20 protein-coding genes are annotated in these 23,657 nt (G+C 61.0%); 7 read left to right on the forward strand and 13 right to left on the reverse strand.

The window, feature by feature from the left end; genetic code table 11:
- The first annotated feature begins 116 nt into the window (after positions 1 to 116).
- Entirely contained in the window at positions 117 to 806 is a 690-nt protein-coding gene (locus tag ACMO9O_RS11095; RefSeq protein WP_418983931.1) for an ion channel, read from the forward strand.
- 50 nt (positions 807 to 856) lie between these two features.
- Here the strand turns inward: ACMO9O_RS11095 and mscL are convergent, their stop codons facing one another.
- The 3 genes from mscL to ACMO9O_RS11110 all read right to left on the reverse strand — a co-directional run bounded on the left by mscL (position 857) and on the right by ACMO9O_RS11110 (position 4,699).
- Positions 857 to 1,330 (reverse strand): large-conductance mechanosensitive channel protein MscL, encoded by a 474-nt coding sequence (mscL, locus tag ACMO9O_RS11100; protein WP_418983932.1) that lies wholly within the window; start codon positions 1,328 to 1,330, stop codon positions 857 to 859.
- A 115-nt stretch (positions 1,331 to 1,445) separates the two neighbouring features.
- Positions 1,446 to 3,299: a biotin/lipoyl-containing protein gene (locus ACMO9O_RS11105; RefSeq protein ID WP_418983933.1), complete on the reverse strand. Its 1,854-nt coding sequence runs from the start codon at positions 3,297 to 3,299 to the stop codon at positions 1,446 to 1,448.
- A gap of 182 nt (positions 3,300 to 3,481) precedes the next feature.
- Positions 3,482 to 4,699 (reverse strand): AI-2E family transporter, encoded by a 1,218-nt coding sequence (locus tag ACMO9O_RS11110; protein WP_418983934.1) that lies wholly within the window; start codon positions 4,697 to 4,699, stop codon positions 3,482 to 3,484.
- A 359-nt stretch (positions 4,700 to 5,058) separates the two neighbouring features.
- On the opposite strand from ACMO9O_RS11110, the gene ACMO9O_RS11115 reads away from it, so the two are divergent.
- Positions 5,059 to 8,292 (forward strand): TonB-dependent receptor, encoded by a 3,234-nt coding sequence (locus ACMO9O_RS11115; protein WP_418983935.1) that lies wholly within the window; start codon positions 5,059 to 5,061, stop codon positions 8,290 to 8,292.
- 64 nt (positions 8,293 to 8,356) lie between these two features.
- On the opposite strand, the gene ACMO9O_RS11120 is transcribed toward ACMO9O_RS11115, so the two are convergent.
- Positions 8,357 to 8,944 carry an HAD family hydrolase gene (locus tag ACMO9O_RS11120; protein WP_418983936.1) on the reverse strand — a complete coding sequence of 196 codons (588 nt, stop codon included), beginning with the start codon at positions 8,942 to 8,944 and terminating at the stop codon, positions 8,357 to 8,359.
- 285 nt (positions 8,945 to 9,229) lie between these two features.
- On the opposite strand from ACMO9O_RS11120, the gene ACMO9O_RS11125 reads away from it, so the two are divergent.
- Positions 9,230 to 10,273, forward strand: coding sequence for a DUF2776 family protein (locus ACMO9O_RS11125; protein ID WP_418983937.1), 1,044 nt, complete (start codon positions 9,230 to 9,232; stop codon positions 10,271 to 10,273).
- A gap of 66 nt (positions 10,274 to 10,339) precedes the next feature.
- Here ACMO9O_RS11125 and ACMO9O_RS11130 read toward each other — a convergent pair whose 3' ends face one another.
- The 7 genes from ACMO9O_RS11130 to ACMO9O_RS11160 all read right to left on the reverse strand — a co-directional run bounded on the left by ACMO9O_RS11130 (position 10,340) and on the right by ACMO9O_RS11160 (position 18,966).
- A complete protein-coding gene (locus tag ACMO9O_RS11130; RefSeq protein ID WP_418983938.1) occupies positions 10,340 to 12,559 on the reverse strand; it encodes a sodium-translocating pyrophosphatase in 2,220 nt (739 codons plus the stop codon).
- Between the two features lie 469 nt (positions 12,560 to 13,028).
- A complete protein-coding gene (gene nqrF / locus ACMO9O_RS11135; protein WP_418983939.1) occupies positions 13,029 to 14,294 on the reverse strand; it encodes an NADH:ubiquinone reductase (Na(+)-transporting) subunit F in 1,266 nt (421 codons plus the stop codon).
- A gap of 20 nt (positions 14,295 to 14,314) precedes the next feature.
- Positions 14,315 to 14,923, reverse strand: a complete 609-nt coding sequence (gene nqrE, locus ACMO9O_RS11140) for an NADH:ubiquinone reductase (Na(+)-transporting) subunit E (protein WP_418983940.1) — start codon at positions 14,921 to 14,923, stop codon at positions 14,315 to 14,317.
- An 11-nt stretch (positions 14,924 to 14,934) separates the two neighbouring features.
- Positions 14,935 to 15,588, reverse strand: coding sequence for an NADH:ubiquinone reductase (Na(+)-transporting) subunit D (locus ACMO9O_RS11145; protein WP_418983941.1), 654 nt, complete (start codon positions 15,586 to 15,588; stop codon positions 14,935 to 14,937).
- A complete protein-coding gene (gene nqrC, locus ACMO9O_RS11150) occupies positions 15,581 to 16,453 on the reverse strand; it encodes an NADH:ubiquinone reductase (Na(+)-transporting) subunit C (protein WP_418983942.1) in 873 nt (290 codons plus the stop codon). The genes ACMO9O_RS11145 and nqrC overlap by 8 nt, the downstream gene beginning before the upstream one ends.
- A 6-nt stretch (positions 16,454 to 16,459) precedes the next feature.
- Positions 16,460 to 17,608, reverse strand: a complete 1,149-nt coding sequence (locus ACMO9O_RS11155; RefSeq protein WP_418983943.1) for an NADH:ubiquinone reductase (Na(+)-transporting) subunit B — start codon at positions 17,606 to 17,608, stop codon at positions 16,460 to 16,462.
- A 2-nt stretch (positions 17,609 to 17,610) separates the two neighbouring features.
- Complete coding sequence (locus tag ACMO9O_RS11160; protein WP_418983944.1) at positions 17,611 to 18,966, reverse strand: Na(+)-translocating NADH-quinone reductase subunit A; 1,356 nt, start codon at positions 18,964 to 18,966, stop codon at positions 17,611 to 17,613.
- Positions 18,967 to 19,361: 395 nt separating this feature from the next.
- Here ACMO9O_RS11160 and ACMO9O_RS11165 point away from each other — a divergent pair, with 395 nt between their 5' ends.
- Genes ACMO9O_RS11165 through ACMO9O_RS11180 form a run of 4 tightly spaced genes read left to right on the forward strand, consistent with a single transcriptional unit; the run spans position 19,362 to position 22,144 of the window.
- Positions 19,362 to 19,949: a TatD family hydrolase gene (locus tag ACMO9O_RS11165; protein ID WP_418983945.1), complete on the forward strand. Its 588-nt coding sequence runs from the start codon at positions 19,362 to 19,364 to the stop codon at positions 19,947 to 19,949.
- Positions 19,942 to 20,670, forward strand: a complete 729-nt coding sequence (locus ACMO9O_RS11170; protein WP_418983946.1) for a ThiF family adenylyltransferase — start codon at positions 19,942 to 19,944, stop codon at positions 20,668 to 20,670. The genes ACMO9O_RS11165 and ACMO9O_RS11170 overlap by 8 nt, the downstream gene beginning before the upstream one ends.
- Before the next feature lie 11 nt (positions 20,671 to 20,681).
- Positions 20,682 to 21,620: an NAD(P)-dependent oxidoreductase gene (locus tag ACMO9O_RS11175; RefSeq protein WP_418983947.1), complete on the forward strand. Its 939-nt coding sequence runs from the start codon at positions 20,682 to 20,684 to the stop codon at positions 21,618 to 21,620.
- Positions 21,621 to 21,622: 2 nt separating this feature from the next.
- Positions 21,623 to 22,144 (forward strand): prolyl-tRNA synthetase associated domain-containing protein, encoded by a 522-nt coding sequence (locus ACMO9O_RS11180; protein WP_418983948.1) that lies wholly within the window; start codon positions 21,623 to 21,625, stop codon positions 22,142 to 22,144.
- A 21-nt stretch (positions 22,145 to 22,165) separates the two neighbouring features.
- Here the strand turns inward: ACMO9O_RS11180 and ACMO9O_RS11185 are convergent, their stop codons facing one another.
- Positions 22,166 to 23,020 (reverse strand): hypothetical protein, encoded by an 855-nt coding sequence (locus ACMO9O_RS11185; protein WP_418983949.1) that lies wholly within the window; start codon positions 23,018 to 23,020, stop codon positions 22,166 to 22,168.
- Entirely contained in the window at positions 23,017 to 23,526 is a 510-nt protein-coding gene (locus tag ACMO9O_RS11190; protein ID WP_418983950.1) for a peroxiredoxin family protein, read from the reverse strand. The genes ACMO9O_RS11185 and ACMO9O_RS11190 overlap by 4 nt, the downstream gene beginning before the upstream one ends.
- Positions 23,527 to 23,657: the final 131 nt, after the last annotated feature.

A 23,657-nucleotide genomic window follows, 5' to 3' on the forward strand; every position in this document is an offset into this window, starting at 1 on the left:
AAAGGTAACCAAATTTTCCGTTCGTCCAAAATCTTTCCGAAAAATTTCGCACAAAAATTCAGCCGCCCGAGCCCGTGGCATTGATTTTGAGCCGGCTACGGAAAAATCGTCCGCTCATGCCTCTTTCCGAACACTCCCGCTACACGCTGGGCAACACGCTGGGTGTCCTCAAAGTGATCGCCGGCATCGTCCTGCTCTTCGCCATCTCCTGGGAGATCATCGCCGGCGACCACGTGCACCTCTCGCGCACCTACCTCACGATCCAGCTGATCGTCTGCATTGTCTTCCTCTGCGACTTCTTCGTCCGCTGGGCCGCCGACCCGCGCCCGGGGCGCTTCTTCTGGCGCAACCTGGCGTTCCTCCTGATCTCGATCCCCTGGCTGAACATCCTCGACTGGAGCGGCGTAAGGATGACCCACGACTGGGGTATTCTCGTCGGACTGATCCCCATGCTGCGGGCGTTCCTGGCGATGGTGATCGTCGTCAGGTGGCTGGTCAGCGGCAACAAGATGAACCGCATCTTCTGGGCCTATATCTTCACCGTGGTTGTCTTTACCTATATTTCGGCGCTGGTGTTCTACGACTACGAGGTGACGGTCAACGACAAGCTCCACGGCTTCGGAAACGCGGTCTGGTGGGCCTGGATGAATGTCACGACCGTCGGTGCGGAGATCTTCGCCGTGACGGCTGTAGGCAAGGTGGTCACCATCCTGCTCCCCTCGCTGGGCATGATGTTCTTCCCCATCTTCACGACCTACATTCTCCAGGAGTACGCACCCCCGAAGCCGGAAAAGGAGCATAAATAAACGGGACCGTCCCGAAAGGCGGCCCCGCTTTAAACCGACGCGCACAACCGTTACTTCCGCTCCTTGAGCAGGTCGCGGATTTCGGTGAGCAGCTGCTCCTCCTTCGACAGCACGGGCGCGGCCGGCGCGGGAGCCTCCTCTTTCTTTTTCATCAGCCGGTTCATCAGCTTGACCATCAGAAAGACACAAAGCGCCAGAATGGTGAAGTCGACGCATTGCTGGATGAAAGCGCCGTAGTTCCAGTAGATCGGCTCGGCAGCGGCCTGCGCGGCCTCGCCGCCGCCCGTCACCAGCCCCTCGACCGAGTGGACGGCTCCCGAGGTCACGTCGCGCACTTTCGAAATGTCGAGCCGCAGCTGCGAGAAGTCGGTGTTCCCGATCAGCGCCCCGATGGGCGGCATCAGGATGTCGTTGACCAGCGAGGAGACGATCTTGCCGAAAGCGCCGCCGATGATTACGCCGACGGCCATGTCCATCACGTTGCCCTTGAGGGCGAACTCCTTGAATTCCTTGAAAAAAGCCATACTGTGCAGGGTTTGATTTTACGCCCGCAAAAGTACCGATTTTTTACGGAACCACCAAGAAAAAAAGCGGCCGGCTGCAATAGCCGGCCGCTTTTATCCAACGCGTTATGCGCGATCAGGCGATTTCGAGCAGCGGAGCGTCCGTTGCCACGTTGTCGCCCGACTGCACCAGAATCTGCTTCACCTCGCCGGTGTAGTCCGACGTGACGGAGTTCTCCATCTTCATCGCCTCGAGCACCACGACCTCCTGTCCGGCCTTGACCTTGTCGCCGACCTTCACCTTGATGTCGATGATGCGGCCCGGCAGCGGAGCGATCACGGCATTGCCCGTGATGGCGGTCGTCGTCTTCTGCTCGGTCTGCACGGGTTCGGCCTTCTTTTCGGCGGGTTTCTGCGCCTGGTAAGCCTTCACCTTCTCGTCGGTGAGGAACTTCTTGGCCACGAGCGGGAACAGCTCGAGCAGCAGAACCTCCTTCTCGTTGGCGGCCAGCTTCACGCCTCCGGCTTCCGGCAGTTCGGGGTTGGGCTGCATCTGGTATTTCGACGTGTCGTAAGGCGTCTCCTCGCGGATGCCGCAGATCTTGAAGCGGAACTCGGGATCGATCTTCACGGGAGTCTTGCCGTACTCGCCCTTCACCAGATTGACGAACTGGGCGCTCTTGTTGGTGTACATGGGGCGGCCGGCCTTTTCATCGAGGGCGCAGTTGACGGCCTGAGCGCCGACGATCTGCGAGGTGGGCGTTACCAGCGGCGGCAGACCGGCGGCCAGACGCACCGTCGGGATCAGCTCCATGGCGCGCGGCAGAATGTCCTCGGCCTTGAGCTGTTGCAGCTGGGCGACCATGTTCGAATACATGCCACCCGGAATCTCGGCCTTGCGGACCAGTTCGTTCGGTGCAGGGAAGCCGAAGTAAGCCTCGATCTTGCGGCAGGCGTCGATGGTGGCCTGCTCGTCGTCGTTCTGCGCCGCCTTGATGGCTGCGTCGAACAGCGCGTCGATCTCGGCGGGCAGCGTGTCGGTCAGCGGGTTGAAAGGCTTGGGTTCGGGTTTCTCCGTGTTGAAGACCGAGCGGTTGAGCTCCTTGCGGATCTCGCGCAGCTGGGTGTTGATCTTGGCCACAGCCTCCATGTTGACGCCCGTGTCGATGCCCAGCTTCTTGCAGAATACGTGGATCAGCTCGATGGCCGGAGCGCCCGTGCCCTCAGCGAAGTACCAGCAGTTGGTGTCCACGATGTCCGCGCCGGCGATGATGGCCGAGAGGACCGAAGCCAGACCGTAGCCCGGTGTGCAGTGGGTGTGGAAATCGACGGGAATCGACAGGTTCTTCTTCAGCAGGCGCACGAGCGTTGCCACGCGGCGCGGCGGGATCAGACCCGACATGTCCTTGATGGTAATCATGTCGGCCCCCAGGGCAGCCATCTGCCGGGCCTTGTCGAGGAAGTATTCGTCCGTGAAGACCGGCTGCGGCTTCTTCTTGCCCGTCAGACGGGCGAAGAATCCGGGTTCGGGATATTTCGGGTCCACCGTGTAGCATACGGCGCAGTCGGCGATACCGCCGTACTGCTTGACGTACTTCACGGTCGACTTGACGTTGTCCACGTCGTTGAGCGCATCGAAGATACGCATGATGCCCAGGCCGCTCTGGATGGCGTTGCGCGAGAAACCGTCGATGATCTCGTCCGTGTAGGGCGCATAGCCGAACAGGTTGCGTCCGCGCGAGAGGGCCGTGAGTTTCGAAACGCTGCCGACAGCCTTGTGAATCGTTTCGAGACGGGTCCAGGGATTCTCGTTCAGGTAACGCATCACCGAGTCGGGCACGGCTCCTCCCCACACCTCCATCGCGTAGAAGTTCGCGTCCTTGTAATAGGGCAGGCAGCGGTCGATCTGCGCCTGGTTCATTCGGGTTGCGAACGACGACTGCTGGCCGTCGCGCAACGTCAGGTCTCTGATTTTGAGATTTCTGGCCATTGTTTTATGAAATTAAGGGTTCTTGTCGATTCGGGTTATTGTTATTGGAATAACAAAGATAATAAACAATTTGTAATTTGAAACGATTCGTGCGAATTTTTCGTGAAAAATACGGTTTTCGCTTACTTTCCGTAGATTTCGTGCGGTTTTTCGGCCCGAAATCGGGCGGAGTGCCGGAATTTCTATTCGACGGGGCGGCGTTTGCGGCGGACCCGTTTGCGTTTGGAGGGCGCTTTCGGAAAGGAGGCATCGGGCGCAGGCGCTTCGGCATTTCCGGCCGCATCGGTTGTGACGCGGGACGAAGACGCCGCCTGCGGCATCGTCACCCCCGGCGCAGCCGCATTCGCATCCCCCGCAGCGGCGCACCCCGCACCTCCGTCCGGAGAGTCGGTCGGACAGTCGATATATTTGCGTTTGAAGATGTCCACGCAGAAAGCGAACATGGCCAGCATCAGCGGTCCGAAGATCACGCCCATGAAGCCGAAGAGCGACAGACCGATCACCACACCGAAGATGGTGATGAGCGGATGGGTGTCGGCCATCTTCTTCTGCGTGACGAAGCGCATGACGTTATCCACCTGCGTGATGACCAGCGACCCGAACAGCAGCAGCCCGATCCCCGGTCCGAACCGGCCTTCGAGGATCATGACCCCCGCGATGGGAACCCAGATAAGCGCCGTGCCGACGATGGGGATAACCGTGGCGAAACAGGTCAGCACACCCCAGAACAGCGGAACCGACACTCCGAAGACCAGATAGCCCAGGTAGGCCACGAACCCCTGTGCCACGGCCAGCAGCGGGATGATGATGGCGTTCGAGCGCACGATCATGTGTATTTCGCGCATGACGCTGATCGACAGCGAGCGGTTGAACGGCAGGATGTCCTGTCCGTACGCCTCCATGCGGCGGCCGCCGATGAGCATGAAGTAGAGGACGAACAGCAGGACGATGATGTTGACGATGAAGCTCATGATCCCCTTGAGCACCCACTGTCCCAGCTTGGGCAGGTAGCCCAGCAGCGACGAGACGTTGACGTCCTTCCAGAGGTTGTAACCGGTCCGCTCCCGGATCAGGTCGGCGACGTGCTTGCCCGCATCGAGCAGCGACTGCGGATCGAGCGTGAGGTCCTGAATCTTGTCGACCAGCAGCCAGACGATCAGCGAAATCGGAACCAGAAAGCAGAGGATGGCCTCGACCAGAAGCACGGATGCGGCCAGGCTCCTCCGCCAGCGGCGCTCCTCGGTCAGGTAGTTCATCTGGCTTCGCAGCAGTACGTAGATCGTCACCGCACCCAGAAGACCGCCCAGAAAGGGGATCAGTTCGACGAAGATCGTGATCCCCAGCCCGAGAATGAGCACGAAAAGCGAGTAACGCCAGTATTGTTCGCGGATGGTTCGCATACCTTCCGCCGCCGAGCAAGGAGCGTGCCGCGGGGTCGAAAACGATGCCCGGCCGGTGTTGAAAACTTGTTGAATAAAAACCGGTTCAACATTGCGTCGGAAATATATTTGGTTTATATTTGCATTATGAAATCCGCAGTCGGCGTTTTGGCAGTTATGGTCTTCGAGACCGGGCAAGCGAAGCGAAAGGAACGAACCGCGCGCCGTACGACCGTATCTCCTACCCTCGAGGGGCATTCCATACCGGAATGTCCCTCGCCGCTTTATTACGATCCGGTGAAATCCCTGCGACACCGCACCCGGAACGAGAAAACCGTCGTAAATTGGCAGCATAAAACTATTCACCAAAATAATTGCGTATGAAGAAACTTTTCCTTTTCACCCTGTCGCTCTTCGCCGTCTGGGCCGTCGAGGCACAGGTAACCACTTCGAGCATCCACGGAACCGTGGTCGACGAGAACGACTCCCCGATCATCGGCGCTACGGTCGTGGCCACGCACACCCCGACCGGCACGCGCTACGCCATCGCCACCAACCGCAGCGGTCTGTTCAACATCGGCGGCATGCGCGTGGGCGGTCCCTACACCATCGAGATCAGCTACGTCGGCTGCAACGACGAGAAGTTCGGCGACGTCTACCTCACGATCGGCGAGGACGCACAGTTCGATGCCAAGCTGCGCGAGGCATCGACAGCCATCGGCGAAGTGGTCGTGATGGGCGCGGCCAATCCCGTCTTCAACTCCAACCGCACCGGAGCGCAGGAGGTCATCACCCGCACGATGATGGACAAGCTCCCGACGCTGGACCGCTCGCTCGACGAGTTCGTCAAGCTGACCCCCATGTCGAGCAACAAGAACTTCGCCGGCACATCCTATCGCTTCAACAACGTGACGGTCGACGGCGCGTCGTTCAACAACTCGTTCGGCCTCTCCTCGTCGCTGGGCGCGGCGGGCATCGAGCCGATCTCGCTCGAATCGATCGAGCAGGTGCAGGTGATGATCGCCCCGTTCGACGTGCGCAACGGCGGCTTTACGGGGGGGGGTATCAACTCGGTCACCAAGTCGGGAACCAACGACTTCGCAGGGTCGGCCTACTTCTACCACAAAGGCCCGTCGCTGCGCGGCTGGCGGCAGAAACACCTGGTCGAGACGGTCAATGAGGCGACCACCAACCAGTACGGTTTCAGCCTGGGCGGCCCGCTGGTGAAGAACAAGCTCTTCTTCTTCGTCAACGCCGAGTTCGACCGCATCAAGGACCCGGTGACCTACACGACGAAGAACTCGCGCGTCAGCGCCGAAGACCTTGACCAGCTCAAAGGCTTCCTCATGGATAAATTCGGTTACAACCCCGGCATCTACGACGTAACGGACAAACCCACCGAAGCCAACCGTCTGACGGTCCGCTTCGACTGGAACATCAACCAGAAGAATTCGCTGAGCCTCAAATATTACTTCCTCGATTCGTTCTCGACCAGTTCGCCGTCGACGTCGGGCGCGCCCTCCAACGGCCGCGGACCCAACCAGTTCGCCATCCCCTTCTCCTCGCAGTACTACCGTTCCAACAGCGGCTTCCATATCGTCATGGCCGACCTGAACACCACGGTCAACGACCGCATGTCCAATACGCTGAAAGTGGGATACTCGCGGCTGCGCGACTTCCGCGACATGGACGGCGGCTTCTTCCCGCATGTGGACATCCTCAACGGTGCAGACGAGGCATACACCTCGTTCGGTACGGAGGCCAACTCTTACGGCAACAAACTCGACACGGACATTTTCCAGATTCAGGACAACTTCACGATCAACGCGGGCAAACACCAGATCGTCGTGGGCACGCAGTCCGACTACCGTTCGTTCGTAAACGGTTACGCCTACGGATTCGCAGGCGTATGGCGTTACAACAAGCTCGATGACTTCTATACGGACGTCAACAACTACTTCCAATGGAAAGCCGACGGAAGCGATCCCTCCAAACGGCCCACGTCCACTTCGATCGAACGATCGTTCACGCAGAAATATGCGATGAACGGCGGGTTCCCCGAAGCAGAGGTCAAGGTGCTCCAACTGGGTTTCTACCTACAGGACCGCTGGTCGATCCGCGACAATTTCAAACTCACGTACGGCCTGCGGGTCGATGCACCGATCTTCCTGAACGACCTCGACCGCAATCCGACCGTCGAAGGCCTTGTCTTCCAGAACGGCCAGACCGGCATCGACATGTCGAAGCTCCCGAAGACCAAACCCATGTTCTCGCCCCGCATCGGCTTCAACTGGGACGTGCTCCCCAGCCACAAACTCCAGTTGCGCGGCGGTACGGGGCTGTTCACGGGTACGCCTCCCTACGTGTGGATCAGCAACCAGGCCGGCAACAACGGACTTATGTTCGGTAATTTGAAATACGGCCGGCCGTTCGACGGAGAGGTCAACTACCAGCCGTCGCCCGAAGAGGTAAAGTCCTCGAAGATGGACCTGGCATTTACCGAAAAAGGCTTCAAGTACCCGCAGTTGTGGAAGACCAATCTGGCCGTCGACTTCAAGTTCGGCAACGGCTGGATTCTCACCGGCGAACTTCTCTACAACAAGGACGTGAACGCCATCTACCACGCCAATATCGGTCTGAACGATATCGTGGCCTACGTCAACGACGGCGACGGCCATACGCGGCCGTACTACACTTCCGCCAGCGGCAGCCGATACATTACGGATAAGACTGAGAACGTCATCGAGATGCGCAACACGAGCAAGGGTTACTCGATCTACGGGACCGTTCAGCTCCAGAAGCAGTTCCTCGAAGGTCCGCTGCGCGGTCTCTACCTGAACGCCTCCTACACGGCGGGCAAGTCGATGAGCGTCACCGACGGTTCGTCGTCGGTAGCCTCCTCGGCCTGGAAATACCGTCCGGCTATCAATCCCAACGATCCCGAGCTGAGCTACTCGGCCGGTTCGTTCGACGGCCGTCTGCTCCTTTCGGCCACCTATACGGCCAACTGGAGCAAGAACGCCGCCACCAACTTCGGCATCATCTACGAAATGTACCGTCCGTGGCGTTACAGCTTCACCTACAAGGGCGACGTGAACGGCGACGGTCAGGATATGAACGACCTGATCTACATTCCGCGCGATGCGAGCGAAATCAAGCTCGAACCGGGCAGCTACCGCGACGAAGCCGCAGCGTGGACGGCTCTGAACGACTTTATCGAGCAGGACGACTACCTCTCCAAGCACCGCGGCGAATATGCCGAGCGCAACGGCAGCGTACTGCCGTTCGAGCACCAACTCGATCTGAGCATTTCGCACGACATCAAGCTCTGGTGCTGCAAGGGCCGCAAGTGCAACACGCTGCGTTTCAGCTTCGACATTTCGAACTTCCTCAACCTGCTGAACAAGCATTGGGGCGTGAAGAGCGAAACGCAGTTGGGCTATCAGAGTTCGCCGCAGTTCCAGTTTCTCCGCATGAAGGAGAAGCCCTCGGCCGCAAACAACTACACCCCGAGCTTCGAGTTCCAGAAAGACCTGACCGAGACCTACAAGGACCTGCGCAGCGAGCGTTCGCGCTGGGCGATCATGTTCGGGGTTAAGTATATGTTCAACTAAGGAATCTATCTTGCAAGGCAGAGGCCGCCCCGTACGGGACGGCCTCTTTTGTCGCCGACAGGGCTTACAACAGCCGTCGGCGGAGCGCTTCGCAGGTCGCCTCGGGATCGTGGTAGTCGAACAGCTGTCCGCGGATGCCCAGCGCCTCGGCCGCTGCGATGTTGGCGGGCCGGTCGTCGACGAAGAGGGTTTCGACGGGATCGAGCTTGTAGCGTTCCAAAAGGATGCGGTAGATGCGCGGTTCGGGTTTGACGGTCTGCTCCTCGCACGAGATCACCTCGCCGTCAAAAAGGCCGTAAACGGGGAAGCGGCGTAGGAAAGCGATATATTCACGCGACATGTTCGACAATACGTAAAGTTTGTATCCGGCCGCTTTCAGCTCGCCGATCAGCCGCTCGGTGGGCGCGACGGTCTCTTGCAGGACGATCGACAGGCGCAGGTACTCCTCGCACTTTTCGCGCGAGCAGCCGTTGATGCGGCAAAGCGTGTCGGTCACCTCGTCGAGCGTCGATGCGCCGCGGTCGTACTCCTCCCAAAAGCGAGGCATCTGCTCCGAACGCACGAACGAAAAGAAGTCGACGAAATCGGGTGTACAGCGGCTCTTGTCGCGGGCGAACAGCACGCCGCCCAGATCGAAAACGATATTTTTCATGGGTGCAAAGATAGCGCAAGCCGAGAGCAATGCCAAATTTATTTGAGCATGGCCGAGGCGCAGCCTATCTAAGCCGCAGGCAAAGTAGCGCAAGCCAAGGGCAAAACCAAACACAGTTTGAGCATTGCCGAGGCGCAGCCTGTCTAAGCGGGAGTTTATCTCCCGCAAAGCGATAAACTCCCCGCAGAAACAAACGCGTCGTCCGCCCCTTTCCCCCCCGAAAGACGCCCCGCAATCCGATTGGTTCGGATTTTGCACACCTCCCGGCGAATAAAAACGCTCATCATGAATCACGGTATCAGCATTCTCTTCCGCGGCATACCCCTGGCTATGGCCGCCTTCTGCTTCGCCTACGGCGCCTACATCTTCGGCGCCGGCGACGACCCCTCCCGTCTCACGGCAGGACCCATCGTATTCTTCCTCGGCTCGATCTGCGTAGCCCTCTACTGCACCGCCGCAACGATCATCCGACAGATTATCGGCACGTACAGCGCCGCGGCCAAATACCTCTTCCCGGCGTTGGGCTACACGTTCGCGCTGGTGACGATCATCTGCGGCATCGTACTGATCACCTCCAACTGGCCCGGGGCGCTGGTGACGGGCCACGTGGTGTGCGGACTGGGCCTGATCACCACGTGCGTCTCCACCGCTGCCACCTCCTCCACGCGCTTCACGCTGATTCCGAAGAACTCGGCCGACGAGCACTTCTCGATCAACCCCGAGGGATTCACCCCGGCGCAGGTCGGCACGCTGATGCTGGTCGTCTCCGCGACGGCGGCTGCGGCGTGGGTCTGGTGCATCCTGCTCTTCGCGCTCGGCACGCTCCCGGCACACATCGTCGCGGGCTGCGTCATGTTCGGCATCGCCTGCGTCTGCACCTCGCTTATCGCGCTGGTGGCGAGCATCGCCCGGCAGATCCGGGGCAGCTATGCGATGGCCGAACGCCGCCGCTGGATGAGCCTCGTGCTGACGATGGGCGGCCTGGCTTTCGCGCTGGGCATCATCGTCTTCATCGTCTTCCGCGGCGAAACGATCAACTTCGTGGGCTTCGTGCTGATCGGCCTGGCGCTGATCTGCTGGAGCATTTCGAGCAAGGTGATCCTGCTGGCCAAAATCTGGCACGCCGACTTCCCGCTGGCCAACCGTATTCCGATTATCCCCGTGCTCACGGCCCTCGCCTGCCTCTTCCTGGCGGCATTCCTCTACGAAGGGGCGCTGTTCCACCCCAAATTCTTCGTTCCGGCGCGCGTCGTCACCGGGTTCGGGGCGATCTGCTTCACGCTCTACTCCATCGTCTCGATCCTCGAAAGCGGCGCTTCGAAGAAGTAGTTGCATCGACCCGCACAAAAAGGGCCGTTCCCGACGGAACGGCCCTTGCTTATTTTAAGCGGCGGATCAGAAGAGGTGGAACACCACCGTGACGCCCGCCGTGACGATGGCGACCATCGACATGAGTTTGATCAGGATGTTCAGCGACGGACCCGACGTATCCTTGAACGGGTCGCCCACCGTATCGCCCACGACCGTGGCCTTGTGGCACTCGGAGCCTTTGCCTCCGTGATTGCCCTCCTCCACGAACTTCTTCGCATTGTCCCACGAACCGCCCGCATTGGCCATGAAGATCGCCAGCACGAAGCCCGACCCCAGGCCGCCGACCAAAAGGCCCATCACGCCCGCCACGCCGAAGACGATGCCGACCACGACAGGCACGGCGATCGCCAGCAGGCTCGGGAAGAGCATTTCGCGCTGCGCGCCCCGGGTCGAAATCTCGACGCAGCGCGCATAGTCGGGCGTCCCTTCGCCGGTCAGAATGCCCTTGATCTCGCGGAACTGCCGCCTTACCTCGTTCACCATGCTTTGGGAGGCACGGCCCACGGCGTTCATCGTCAGGCCGCAGAAGAGGAACGACATCATCGCACCGATGAAGACGCCGATCAGCACCACGGGGTTCATCAGCGTGATGCGGTAATACTCCATGAAGTCGAGGATCGTAGCCTGCTCGACCAGCGTCTGCGTGCCGTCGGCCATCGTCAGCAGCGTCTGCCCGCTGTGCAGCAGACCGATGCGGATCTCCTCGATGTAGGAGGCCAGCAGCGCCAGCGCCGTCAGGGCCGCCGAACCGATGGCGAAGCCCTTGCCCGTGGCCGCGGTCGTGTTACCCAGCGCGTCGAGCGCATCTGTGCGCCTGCGCACCTCGGGACCCAGTCCGCTCATCTCGGCGTTGCCGCCCGCGTTGTCGGCGATCGGCCCGTAGGCGTCCGTGGCGAGCGTGATGCCCAGCGTCGAAAGCATGCCCACGGCAGCGATGCCGATGCCGTAGAGGCCCAGCGACATATTGGCGGGGGTCATCATGTGGTGAATGTCGAAACCGATGGCGCAGAGGTAGGCCAGAATGATCGCCGCACCGATGGTGATGACCGGAATGGCCGTGGAGATCATCCCCGTCCCCACACCGGCGATGATGACCGTGGCCGGACCCGTCTGGGCGCTTCCGGCGATCTTCTGCGTCGGCTTGTAGGAGTGGGAGGTGTAGTATTCGGTCGCCTGACCGATGATGATGCCGGCCAGAAGGCCCGTGATGACCGAGCACGAGAGACCGACCCAGTTCTGGACGCCCAGCAGGTAGAGGATGCCGAACGTCGCCCCGGCGATGAGCAGCGAACTGATGTTGACGCCCAACCCGAGCGAACGAAGCAAGTCACGCATCGTCGCCCCCTCCTTCGTGCGGACGAGGAAGATGCCGATCACCGAGAGCAGGATGCCCACGGCCGCGATCAGCATCGGAGCCAGCACGGCGCGCAGCTGCATCTCCATGCCGTCGACCGAGGCGAACGCCGCCGCGCCGAGCGCCGCCGTGGCGAGCACCGAGCCGCAGTAGCTCTCGTAGAGGTCCGCGCCCATACCGGCCACGTCGCCCACGTTGTCGCCCACGTTGTCGGCGATGGTCGCCGGATTGCGGGGGTCGTCCTCGGGAATGCCCGCCTCGACCTTACCCACCAGGTCCGCGCCCACGTCGGCCGCTTTGGTGTAGATGCCGCCGCCCACGCGGGCGAAGAGCGCCTGCGTCGAAGCGCCCATGCCGAAAGTGAGCATCGTCGTGGTGATGACCACGAGTTTCTGCGGTCCGGCCGCCTCGACGAAGTGGTTGAGGATCAGATACCAGAACGAAATATCCAACAGGCCCAGCCCCACGACGACCAATCCCATCACGGCGCCGCTGCGGAAGGCGACCTTCAGGCCGCGGTCGAGCGACTGCCGTGCGGCGTTGGCCGTGCGCGCCGAGGCGTAGGTGGCGGTCTTCATGCCGAAGAAACCGGCCAGTCCCGAGAAGAAGCCGCCCGTGATGAATGCGAACGGAACCCACTGATTCTGCACGCCCGCCCCATAGGCCAGCCAGGCGAAGAAGAGGGCCAGCACGACGAAAACGATGCCCACGACCTTGTATTGCTGTCTCAGGTAGGCCATGGCGCCCTTGCGCACGTGCGCCGCGATCTCGCGCATGCGCGGCGTGCCCTCGTCCTCGCGCTTCATCAGGCGGTAGAAAATCCACGCCACCACCAGCGCAAAGACGGAGGCGGCGGGTACGATCCAGAAAATCGAAGGAATGTTGTTCATAGGCAAAAATATTTTTAGCAGTTTTCGTTCGTCGGAATACAAATATAAAAAAAATCGGAATCGCTGGTTCCGATCTTCCGCATTTTATGTATGTTAAGGACGGAACATTATAGCCGGCCCGCCCCCGCGAACGATAATCACGATTCGCAGGCTATCCGTGCATGTGGGATTTCGGCGGTGGAGGTTTGTGCTTAAACGAGCGGGGCACGGATGGGTAGTACTTGTGTACTTCCCATTCGTGCCCCGAGAGCAAGTGCAAAGATGCCCAAATTGGGATTACTGCCGAAGTTACGTCGCATCGCTCGCCTCCGCGAGCGATAACCATGCTCCGTGATTTCGGCGGCGCTCGGCCATGAACTGCAAATCCCTGCGGGAATACATAAACGAAAAGGAGGAAATCTTCAAATAAATTTGAACTTTCCTCCCTTTCGTTTAGACGCCTACGGCGTTTTACAGTTCATTGCACTCGCTAACTGCCGAAATTGTCATAAAGTATGTTCTCCGCCGGCACGCCCAGATTGTCGAGCATCTTCACCACCGAAGCGATCATCATCGGAGGTCCGCACATCAGGTAGATGCAGTCCTCGGGAGCCTGATGGTTCTTCAGGTAGTTCTCGTAGAGCACGTTGTGCACGAAGCCCGGCGTGTACTGAACGCCCGCGGCATCGGCCTCGGGATCGGGACGGTCGAGCGCCAGGTTGAACCTGAAGTTGGGGAAATCCTGCTCGATCTGGTGAAACTCGTCGAGGTAGGGAACCTCCTTCAGCGCGCGCGCGCCGTACCAGAACGACACGGGGCGCCGCGTCTTCTCGGTCTTGAACAGGTGCATGATGTGGCTGCGCATCGGCGCCATGCCCGCACCGCCGCCAATGAAGATCAGCTCCTGCGTGTCGGGCAGGTTGTCCGGCAGGAAGAACTCGCCGTAGGGACCCGAAATGGTCACCTTGTCGCCCGGCTTGCGCGAGAAGATATACGACGAACAGATACCCGGGTTGACCTTCATGAAGCCGCCCGTGGCCTTGTCGAAGGGAGGCGTGGCGATACGGATGTTGAGCATGATGATATTGCCCTCGGCCGGGTGGTTGGCCATCGAGTAGGCGCGGAACGTCGGCTCGGGATTGACCGTAACGAGGTCCCACATTTTGAACTTGTCCCAGTCGCCGCGGAACTTCTCTTCCACGTCCATGTCCGTGAACTTGATGCCGTCGTACTTCGGGATGTCGATCTGGATGTAGCCGCCGCTGCGGAACTTGAGGTTTTCGCCCTCGGGCAGCCTGACGACGAACTCCTTGAGGAACGTCGAGATATTGCGGTTCGAGACCACGGTGCACTCCCACTTCTTGACGCCCAGCACGGCTTCGGGGACCTTGATCTTGAGGTTCTCCTTCACCTTGACCTGGCAGCCCAGCCGCCAGTGCTCCTTGGCCATCTTGCGCGAGATGAAACCCGTCTCGGTAGGCAGGATGTCGCCGCCGCCCTCCATGACCTGACACTTGCACATGCCGCACGAACCGCCGCCGCCGCACGCCGACGGCAGGAAGACCTTGTTGTTGGCCAGCGTCGAAAGGAGTGTCGAGCCGCTTTCGGTGGTGATGACCCGCTCGCCGCCGTTGATGTCGATGGTCACCTCGCCCGACGAAGTGAGCTTCGCCTTGGCGTAGAGCAGCAGCGCCACCAGCGCCAGCGTGATGACCAGAAAGGCGATGATCGCAACGATTATAGTTGTCAATTCCATTTTCCGAATCTCATTTTAGGTTAGAACTGGATGCCCGAGAAGATCATGAAGGCGATACCCATCAGGCCCGTGATGATGAACGCGATACCGGGACCCTTCAACGCGGCGGGGATGTGCGAATAGGTCGTCTTCTCGCGGATGGCGGCCATCATGACGATCGCCAGCCACCAGCCCAGACCCGAACCCAGGCCGTAGACGATGGTCTGCCAGAGCGACGCAAGTTCGCCGCCGTCGACCTTCTGCTGCATGAAGAGCGAGCCGCCCATGATGGCGCAGTTCACGGCGATCAGCGGCAGGAAGATGCCCAGCTGGCTGTAAAGCGTGGGCGAGAACTTCTCGACGATCATCTCGACCAGCTGCACGAATGCGGCGATGGTGGCGATGAAGACGATGAACGTCAAAAAGCTCAGGTCCACGCCCGCGAAGAGCGCGTCGGCCTTGAGGACGTACTGGTAGAGGAGGTAGTTCAGCGGCACGGTCATCACCATCACGAACGTAACGGCGGCGCCGAGGCCGAGGGCCGTCTTGACGCTCTTCGACACGGCGATGTAGGAACACATGCCGAAGAAGAAGGCGAAGACCATGTTGTCGATGAAGATCGACCGGATAAAGATATTGAGTGTTTCCATACGCTATCCTCCTATTTTTCCTGTAACTCCTTGTTGCGCGAGCGGTGCACCCAGATGATGCAGCCCACGATGATGAGCGCCATGGGCGGGAAGAGCATCAGGCCGTTGTTGGCATACCAGCCGCCCTCGGCCGAATACCAGCTCTCGGGAATGACGCGGAAGCCCAGCAGGGTCCCCGAGCCGAACAGCTCACGGAAGAAAGCCACGATCACCAGGATCAGACCGTAGCCGATGCCGTTGCCGATGCCGTCCAGGAACGATGCCCAGGGCTTGTTGGCCAGCGCGAAAGCCTCGATGCGGCCCATGACGATGCAGTTGGTGATAATCAGTCCGACGTAGACCGAAAGCTGCTTCGAAATCTCGAAGACGTAGGCTTTGAGCACCTGGTCCACCAGAATCACCAGTGCGGCGATGACTACCAGCTGGACGATGATGCGGATGCGGGCCGGCACGCCGTTGCGCAGCAGCGACATCACCAGGTTCGAGAATGCCGTGACGACGGTCACCGACAGGGCCATGACGATGGCGGGCTTGAGCTGCACGGTGACGGCCAGCGCCGAGCAGATACCGAGGATCTGCACGATGACCGGATTGTTCGCGGAGAACGGGCCGGTCAGGTATTTGCGGTTCTTGGCCGAGAACAGAGGTTCTTTTTCGTTACTCATGGTTTTCCACGTTTTGATCGTTTGACACTTCCCCGTCCTCGCGGATCACCGGTCCGGGATGCATAATCATCGAAGCCGTGCGGCGGCGGGCTTCCAGCAGCGGCAGGTAGTGGCCGATGCTGTTGTAAAGCATGGCCGTCACGCCGTCCGAGGTCTTCGTACCGCCCGAGATGGCGTCCACCTCGTGCTCGGGGTCTTTCGCCCCGCCCTTGCGCAGGATGACGGAGACGAACCGGTTGCCGTCGAAAATCTTCTTGCCGACGAACTTGGCCTGGTACTTGGGCGTTGCGATTTCGGCGCCCAGACCGGGGGTTTCGCCCTTGTGGGCCATGACGATGCCGGCGATGGTGTTCATATCCTTCTCCAGCGCGACATAGCCCCAGATCGGGCCCCAAAGTCCCGAACCCGTCACGGGAATGACCACGCGGCCGTCGGCGGCCTGGAAGATGGGATACAGGCCGGCGTCGAACGCCCCCGGCAGGTCGTTCAGCAGGGCGAAGACATCCTCGCCCTCGACCGGCTGCCCTTCGGCGTCGAGCACGCGCGCCTCGATGAACGCATCGTAGTTTTCATTTTCCGCCGAAAGCGAGGCGAGGATCGACTGCTTCTTCTCGTTCAGCTCATTGGCGTACTGCCGGCTCTGGAGCGAGAGCGACGCCACGGCCAGCAGCGCGGCCACGACGACGACCATCACCGTCGAGTAGAGCAGAATGTAGGCGTTGCTGTTCGTATCGCTCAGCAGGCCTTTCTTCTTCACCTCGGTGAACTCCGACGCCGGAGCGCCGCACACGGGGCAGGTATCGGGTGCGGCCGACCCTTCGTGGATGTAGCCGCAGACGTTGCATCTGAATTTTTTCGTTGCCATAGCTGCCTATTTTGCCGTTTTGAGACGTTTGTTTCTGCGCGCGATGTTGGCCTCGACGACGTAGTAGTCCACCAGCGGCGCCAACGCGTTCATGAACAGGATCGAGAGCATCATTCCCTCGGGATAGGCCGGGTTCACCACGCGTATCAGCACGGCCAGCGCACCGGTCATGAAGCCGACGATGTATTTGCCCTTGTCGGTCTGCGCCGAGGTTACGGGGTCGGTGGCCATGAAGACCGCACCGAAGGCGAAGCCGCCGACAATGAGATGCCACCACGCCGGATAGGTCGTCACGCCCGTCCACTGGAACAGATAGCCCATCGCCAGACCGCCCACGAAGACCGAGATCATCGACCGCCACGAAGCGACGCCCGTGAACAGGAGAATCGCCGCACCGATCAGAATCGCCACGGTCGAGGTTTCGCCGACCGAACCGGGAATGAAGCCCAGCACGGCGTCCTTCACGGCGTAGCCCAGCGCACCGTCCGAAGCGAGGTGCTCCAGCGCCGTTGCGCCCGAGAAGCCGTCCACGACGCCCTCGCCCGAGGTAAGACCCGCGATCCAGACCGTCGCACCCGACATGGCGGGCGTGTAGGCGAAGAAAGCGAAGGCGCGCGCCACCAGCGCGGGGTTGAAGACGTTCATGCCCGTGCCGCCGAAGACCTCCTTGCCGAAGATGACGGCGAAAGCGGTCGAGAGGGCGAGCATCCAGAGGGGAATGTCCACCGGCATGATCATCGGGATCAGCAGACCCGTCACTAGGAAACCCTCGTTGACCTCGTGGCCGCGCGCCTGGGCGAAAGCGAACTCGATGCCCAGTCCCACGGCGTACGACACGACGATCATCGGCAGCACCCGAAGGAAGCCGAACCAGAACGACTGCCAAAATTCGGGCTGCACGCCCTGCGAGAGGAAGTGCTGGTAGCCCGTGTTATAGAATCCGAACAGCAGCGCCGGCAGCAGCGCCACGACGACCATGATCATCGTCCGCTTCATGTCGTTGGCGTCGCGGATATGCGCGCCGCGCTGCGTGGTGGTGTTCGGCACGAACAGGAACGTTTCGAACGCTTCGAACGTCGATTCCAGAAAGCCCAGCCTGCCCCCCTTGGAGAACGCGGGCTTCATCTTGTCTACTAAATTGCGTAGTGCGCTCATCGTTATGCCTCTCTGATCATTAAGTTAATACCGTCGCGGATGATCTGCTGAATCTCGATCTTCGAGGGATCGACGAACTCGCAGAGTGCGAAATCCTCCTCGACCACCTCGTAGATGCCCAGGTTCTCCATCTTGTCGATGTCGCCCGCCAGACACGCCTTCAGAAGGTACATCGGATAGATGTCCATCGGCAGATAGCGGTCGTAAAGCCCCGTGACGACGAACGGGCGCTCGCCGCCGTTGAGATTGGTATCGAGCTTGTAAGCCTTCTTCGGGAAGAGCCACGAGAAGTAGGAGCGCGACACCGAGAACTTGTCAAGCCGCGGCATGGCCCAGCCCAGCAGCTCGTACTTGTCGCCCTCGGGAATCACCGTGAGCATGTTGGCGTAGAAGCCCAGGAAGCCGTCCTCGGCCGATTTCGTGCCGGTGAGCACGTTGCCCGAGATCACCCGCACGCGGTCGCCCTTCGCCTGCGGACGGATCGCCCCCCGCAGGATCGAGTCGTTCTTCGCACCGGCTATGACGCGGCAGTAGCGCGGTTTTGCGACCTCGGAGCCGGCCACGGCGATCACGCGGGTCATCTCCACGCGGCCTTCGCGGACCAGCCGGCCGATGATGGCCAGGTCCTGAATGTTGACCGTCCAGACCACCTCGCCCTTGTTCACCGGATCGATGTGGTGAATCTGCACGCCGACGTTGCCTACGGGGTGCTTCCCGGCGAAGCGGTGCACTTCGACGCCCTGAAGCGCGGGCATCCGCCCCTCGGCGTTGGCGCGCACCGAAAGGTGGACCTTGCCGCCGCTCAGCCGGCGCATCACCTCGATGCCGGCCTGGAGGTTCTGCTCCTGCCCCTGCAGCGCGAAGTTGTAGTCGGGAGCCAGCGGTGCGGAATCGAACGCGGAGATGAAGATCGCCTTGGGCGTGTCGTCGGGATCGGCGATGATCCCGTAAGGGCGCTGCACGATCATCGGCCAGAGACCCGAGCGGAGCAGCAGGCAGACGATCTCTTCGCGAGAAGCCTTCCCGAGGTCGGGCCGCTCGAACTCCTCGTAGCACTGCGCGGCGTCGGGCGTGACGGTCACCGAGAGCACCTTGCGCTTCTCGCCGCGGTTGACGGCAGCCACCGTGCCGCTGACGGGCGAGGTGAACAGAACGCGCTCGTTGTACTTGTTGAAGAACAACGGCGTGCCGGCTTTCACCCGATCGCCCGCTTTAACCAGCAGTTTGGGGGTCACGCCCTCGAAATCGAGGGGTGACAGCGCGTACTCCGAAGCCTGCGGAGCGTCGAAGAGCGACGGCTCGGGCTTGCCCTGGAGATTGATGTCGAGACCCTTGCGTAGAGTAATGATTTTCGACATGGTTAAAGGTTTTGTTTGATGTTATTTGAGTTAGTTTCCAATGTTTTTTCAGTCTGTCGGCCTGCCGGCTTTCGGCCCGCCACCCTGCGGGTTCCGATCTCGCGGTCCGGCCGCCGGGTTGTTAGTGCGCTAACACTTTAAATCGCGTGCGAAAGTACAAAATTTTCCTGAGAAAACCGTAAGCCGCGGATATTATTTCTTAAATTAACTTAAATAATCCGGACTCGGCCGAAAAATTCAGACGGACATCCCCTCCGACGCGAGGATTTCGGGATGGTTAAAACTTGCCGGCGCTGCCATGGACCGCGGATGGCAGCCTGCCGATTTCGCAAAAACAGGAACTGAAATCTTGATACGCTTGGAATAATCGCCCAAAAATTTCTACTTTTGTCTCCATGGAATCCGCCTATGTCAACATCCACACTCACCGCCCCACCGGCCGCGGCATCGAGCTGCGCACCGCAGGCGTACACCCATGGGACGCTGACAAAGAGGACGTTGAGTCGATCGTCCCGCTGCTCGCCGAGGTCGAGGCCATCGGGGAGATCGGGCTGGACTTCCTGCGCGGCCCGTCGTCCGCCGTCCAGTATGCGGCATTCCGGGCGCAGCTGCGCATAGCCCGCGAACGGGGGCTTCCGGTGGTGCTGCACGCGGTGAGGGCGTTCGAAGCAGTGATGCGCTGCCTGGCCGAATGCGAGCCGCGGGCGGTGATTTTCCACGGCTTCATCGGTTCGCCCGAGCAGGCCCGGCAGGCGCTCCGCAAAGGGTACTTCCTCTCGTTCGGCGAACGGACGTTCCGCTCGCCGAAGACCCTTGCTGCGCTGCGCGAAACGCCGCCCGACCGGCTCTTTCTGGAGACGGACGACAGCCGGACGCCCATCGAGGCGATCTACGCCCGGGCGGCCGAAGCGCGCGGCGAGCGCGTCGAGGAGTTGCAGCGGGCGACGACCCGCAATTACGAACGAATTTTCAGACATGGATAACTGGCTGGAACGCACCGCCCTCATGCTGGGCGAAGAGAAACTGGCCCTGCTGCGCGACGCCCGCGTGCTGGTGGTCGGGCTGGGCGGCGTGGGAGCCTATGCCGCCGAGATGATCGCCCGCGCAGGCGTGGGACACATGACCGTGGCGGATGCCGACACGGTGAGCCTCACGAACATCAACCGGCAGCTGATCGCACTTCATTCGACCGTCGGCCGTCCGAAAGCCGAAGTGCTGGCCGAGCAGCTGCGCGACATCAACCCCGAGATCGACCTGACGGTGGTTTGCAAATACATCCGGGACGAGGAAACCTACACGCTGCTCGACGCGGCCCGCTACGACTACGTGGTCGATGCCATCGACACCCTGTCGCCCAAGCTCGCCCTGATCAAAGGGGCGCTCGACCGCGGCCTGCCGCTCGTAAGTTCGATGGGCGCCGGGGCCAAAATGGACCCCACGCGCATGGAGATCGCCGACATCGGGAAGACCCACCACTGCCCACTGGCCCACATGCTGCGCAAGCGGCTGCACAAGCTGGGTATCCGGCAGGGTTTTCAGGCTGTGTTCTCGCCGGAGCCGATCCGCGAAGGAGCGATGATCCTCTGCGAAGAGCAGAACAAAAAATCGAACGTGGGCACGATCTCCTACCTCCCGGCACTTTTCGGCATCGGATGTGCGTCGGTGGTCATTCGGGATCTTATCGGAGAGTACGAAAGAAAATAATATTATAAAAAATGCGACCGAACATTGTTTTTCTGGACGAATACACCCTCGGCGGGGCCGACGTGGAGGCCATCCGCTCGCTGGGCAACTACACGGGGTATGCCACCACAAGCCGCGAGCAGACCGTCGAGCGCTGCCGCGAAGCCGACGTGGCGATCACCAACAAAGTGGTCTTCACGCGCGAAGTGATGCAGGCTCTGCCGCGTCTGCGGCTGATCTGCGCGGCGGCCACGGGCATGAACCACATCGACCTGGAGGCGGCCTCCGAGCTGGGCATCGCCGTGAAGAACGCCGTGGGCTACTCGACCCATGCGGTGACCGAAACGACCGTCGGCGCGGCCATCGGGCTGCTCCGGCAGGTGGTCTACTACGACCGTTACGTGAAGACCGAATACGCCGGATCGGACCGCCAGTACCACTTCGGCCGCACCACCCACCAGCTCTACGGCTCGGCGTGGGGCATCATCGGATTGGGGAATATCGGTCACCAGGTGGCCAAGGTCGCCGCGGCGCTGGGCTGCCGCATCGCCTACACCTCCACCTCGGGCACGGCGAGGGAGGAGCCTTACCCCGCCCTGCCGCTCGACGAGCTGCTCCGCACCTCGGACGTGGTGTCGATCCACGCCCCGCTGAACGAGAAAACGCGCGGCCTGATCGGCGCGCGCGAACTGAAGCTGATGAAACCCTCGGCCATCCTGATCAACGTCGCCCGCGGCGGCATCGTCGACGAAGCGGCGCTGGCCGAAGCGCTCGACGCCGGGACGATCGCCGGAGCGGCGCTCGACGTGTTCCGCCGCGAACCGCTCGAAAAGGACAATCCGCTGCTCGCCGTGCGCGAACCCGACCGCCTGCTGCTCTCGCCCCACAACGCCTGGTCGCCCGTCGAAGCGGTCGAGGTGCTGGTGGATTGCATCGCACGCAACATCCGCGAATTTTACGACCGGAAATAACGATGGAAACTACGGCCCAGACACCCACCGCCGACGAACGCCGCCGGCGGGTTTTCGACTTTCTCGATGCGCACGCCATCCGCTACACCTGGTACGAACACCCGGAAGCCCCGACCATCGAGATCGCCCGCCAATACTGGCACGACGACGGTTCGAAGCACTGCAAGAACCTCTTCTTCCGCAACCACAAGGGCGACCGCCACTACCTGGTCTGCTTCGACTGCGAGCAGTCGCTGGCCATCCACGACCTGGAACACCGCCTGCGGCAGGGCAAACTCTCGTTCGCCTCGGAGCAGCGCATGGAGCGCTGGCTGGGGCTGCGGCCCGGCTCGGTGTCGCCGTTCGGGCTGGTGAACGACCCTGCGAACCACGTCCACCTCTTCCTCGACGCCAACCTGCGGCGCTTCCCGGCCTACTCGTTCCACCCCAACGACAACCGCGCGACGGTGGTCATCGCGCAGGAAGAGTTTCTGCGCTACCTCGCGGCCGCGGGCAACTCCTACGAATTTCTCGAACTCTACTGAGAGCGAGGCCGTCCGGTCCTACTACCGGAACCGCTCCTTCAACCGGTAGGCGTCGAGATGCGTCGCCCGCTTGTCGTGCCGCCAGACCGAGATGACCGAATCGAACGAAAGGTACTGGCAGGGGCCGATCTTGGCCCAGAACTTATCGTCGCACCAAAAGAAGACGATGGGATTCTTCATCGCCTCGTTTCCCGCCAGAACATAGATCACATCCTCCTCGAATTTCGCCTTGCGGGCGAAGCGCTCGATGTCGTCGCCGATCTTCGTCCGTTTGACCCGGTCGCAGCAGTAGCCGATCAACGTGCTCCCCTCCGAACCGAACACATAGGTCCGCCACGTCAGCAGCGGATCGGTGTCGATCCCGGCCCGGGCGAAGAGGTACTCAAGGGCGTAGCTGACCCCGTCCTGATTGGCGGGAAGCAGTTCCAGCCCCTCGCCCGCCACGCGGATATTGCGCAGCGAATCGACCGTGCGGGCGATCGCGGCATCCGTCGCATCGAGCGGCAGGTTGGCGGTGGCGGTGATCTGCAGCCACGGATTTGCGGTCGACACGAAAGTGACCGGATCCTGCTCCTTGCGCGCCACCTGCGGGTCCTGCTGGAAAGAGATATGTGCGACCGGACCCGCGTCGTCGCAGACCGTGACGTGGAAAATGTGCAGCTTGTATTCCACGGTGTCCTTCAGCCGCAGGAACTCCGTAAGGCGGCGCGGGGTGGGCAGGCGGTCGAAATCGAACTTTTCGTAGGTGTAGTTCACCACACCGCTCTGACGCTCGATCACGTCGGAAAAGCCCCAGCCCGGCATCGGAATCTGGGCCGAAACGGCAGCGGCAGCCGCGCAGGCGGACAGCAGCAAAGAGATACGTTTCATCATCATCGGGGTAAAAGGGTTTCGATCAGGGCCGCGACTTCATCCAGCCGCTCGGGCGTATAACCCACCTCGTGGTAGCGAACCACTCCGTCGGGACCGATGACGACCAGCTGCGGGATGCGGTCGTCACCCAGCAGCCGCGATATCTTCTCGTAGGGGTCCAGACCGACGGGGAAGACGACGCCCGCCGCCACCAGCTCGGCCATCTTCTTCTCAACCGTCACGCGCGGTTCGCCCTTCGCAACGGCGATCATCGTGAATTTTTGGCCCTCGAACCGTTTCAGGATCTTATCCGGAACTTCGTGCAGTTCTTTCAGGCAGGGCTTGCACCACGTGGCCCAGAAGCTCATCAGCACCACCCTGCCGCGGCATTTGGACAGTTTGACGGTCCCGCCGTCGAGCATCTCGACGGTGAGGTTGGGCGCTTTGGCATCCATGCGGAACACAGGCTGCGCAGCGAGGGGCTGCACGAGGCAGAGCAGGCCCGCCAGAACGGGGATCAGGCGTTTCATCTTTGTCGTGGATTGGTTACGGAACAAAGTTAACCAAATTTCCGAATATTACTAATTGTTTAGTAGAAATATCGACGAGGGAGGGGGGGGGTAGCCGACGAACAAAAAGCAAACCCCGGACCGAAAGGTCC

It is taken from the genome of Alistipes sp. (assembly GCF_048465635.1).
GTDB lineage: Bacteria > Bacteroidota > Bacteroidia > Bacteroidales > Rikenellaceae > Alistipes.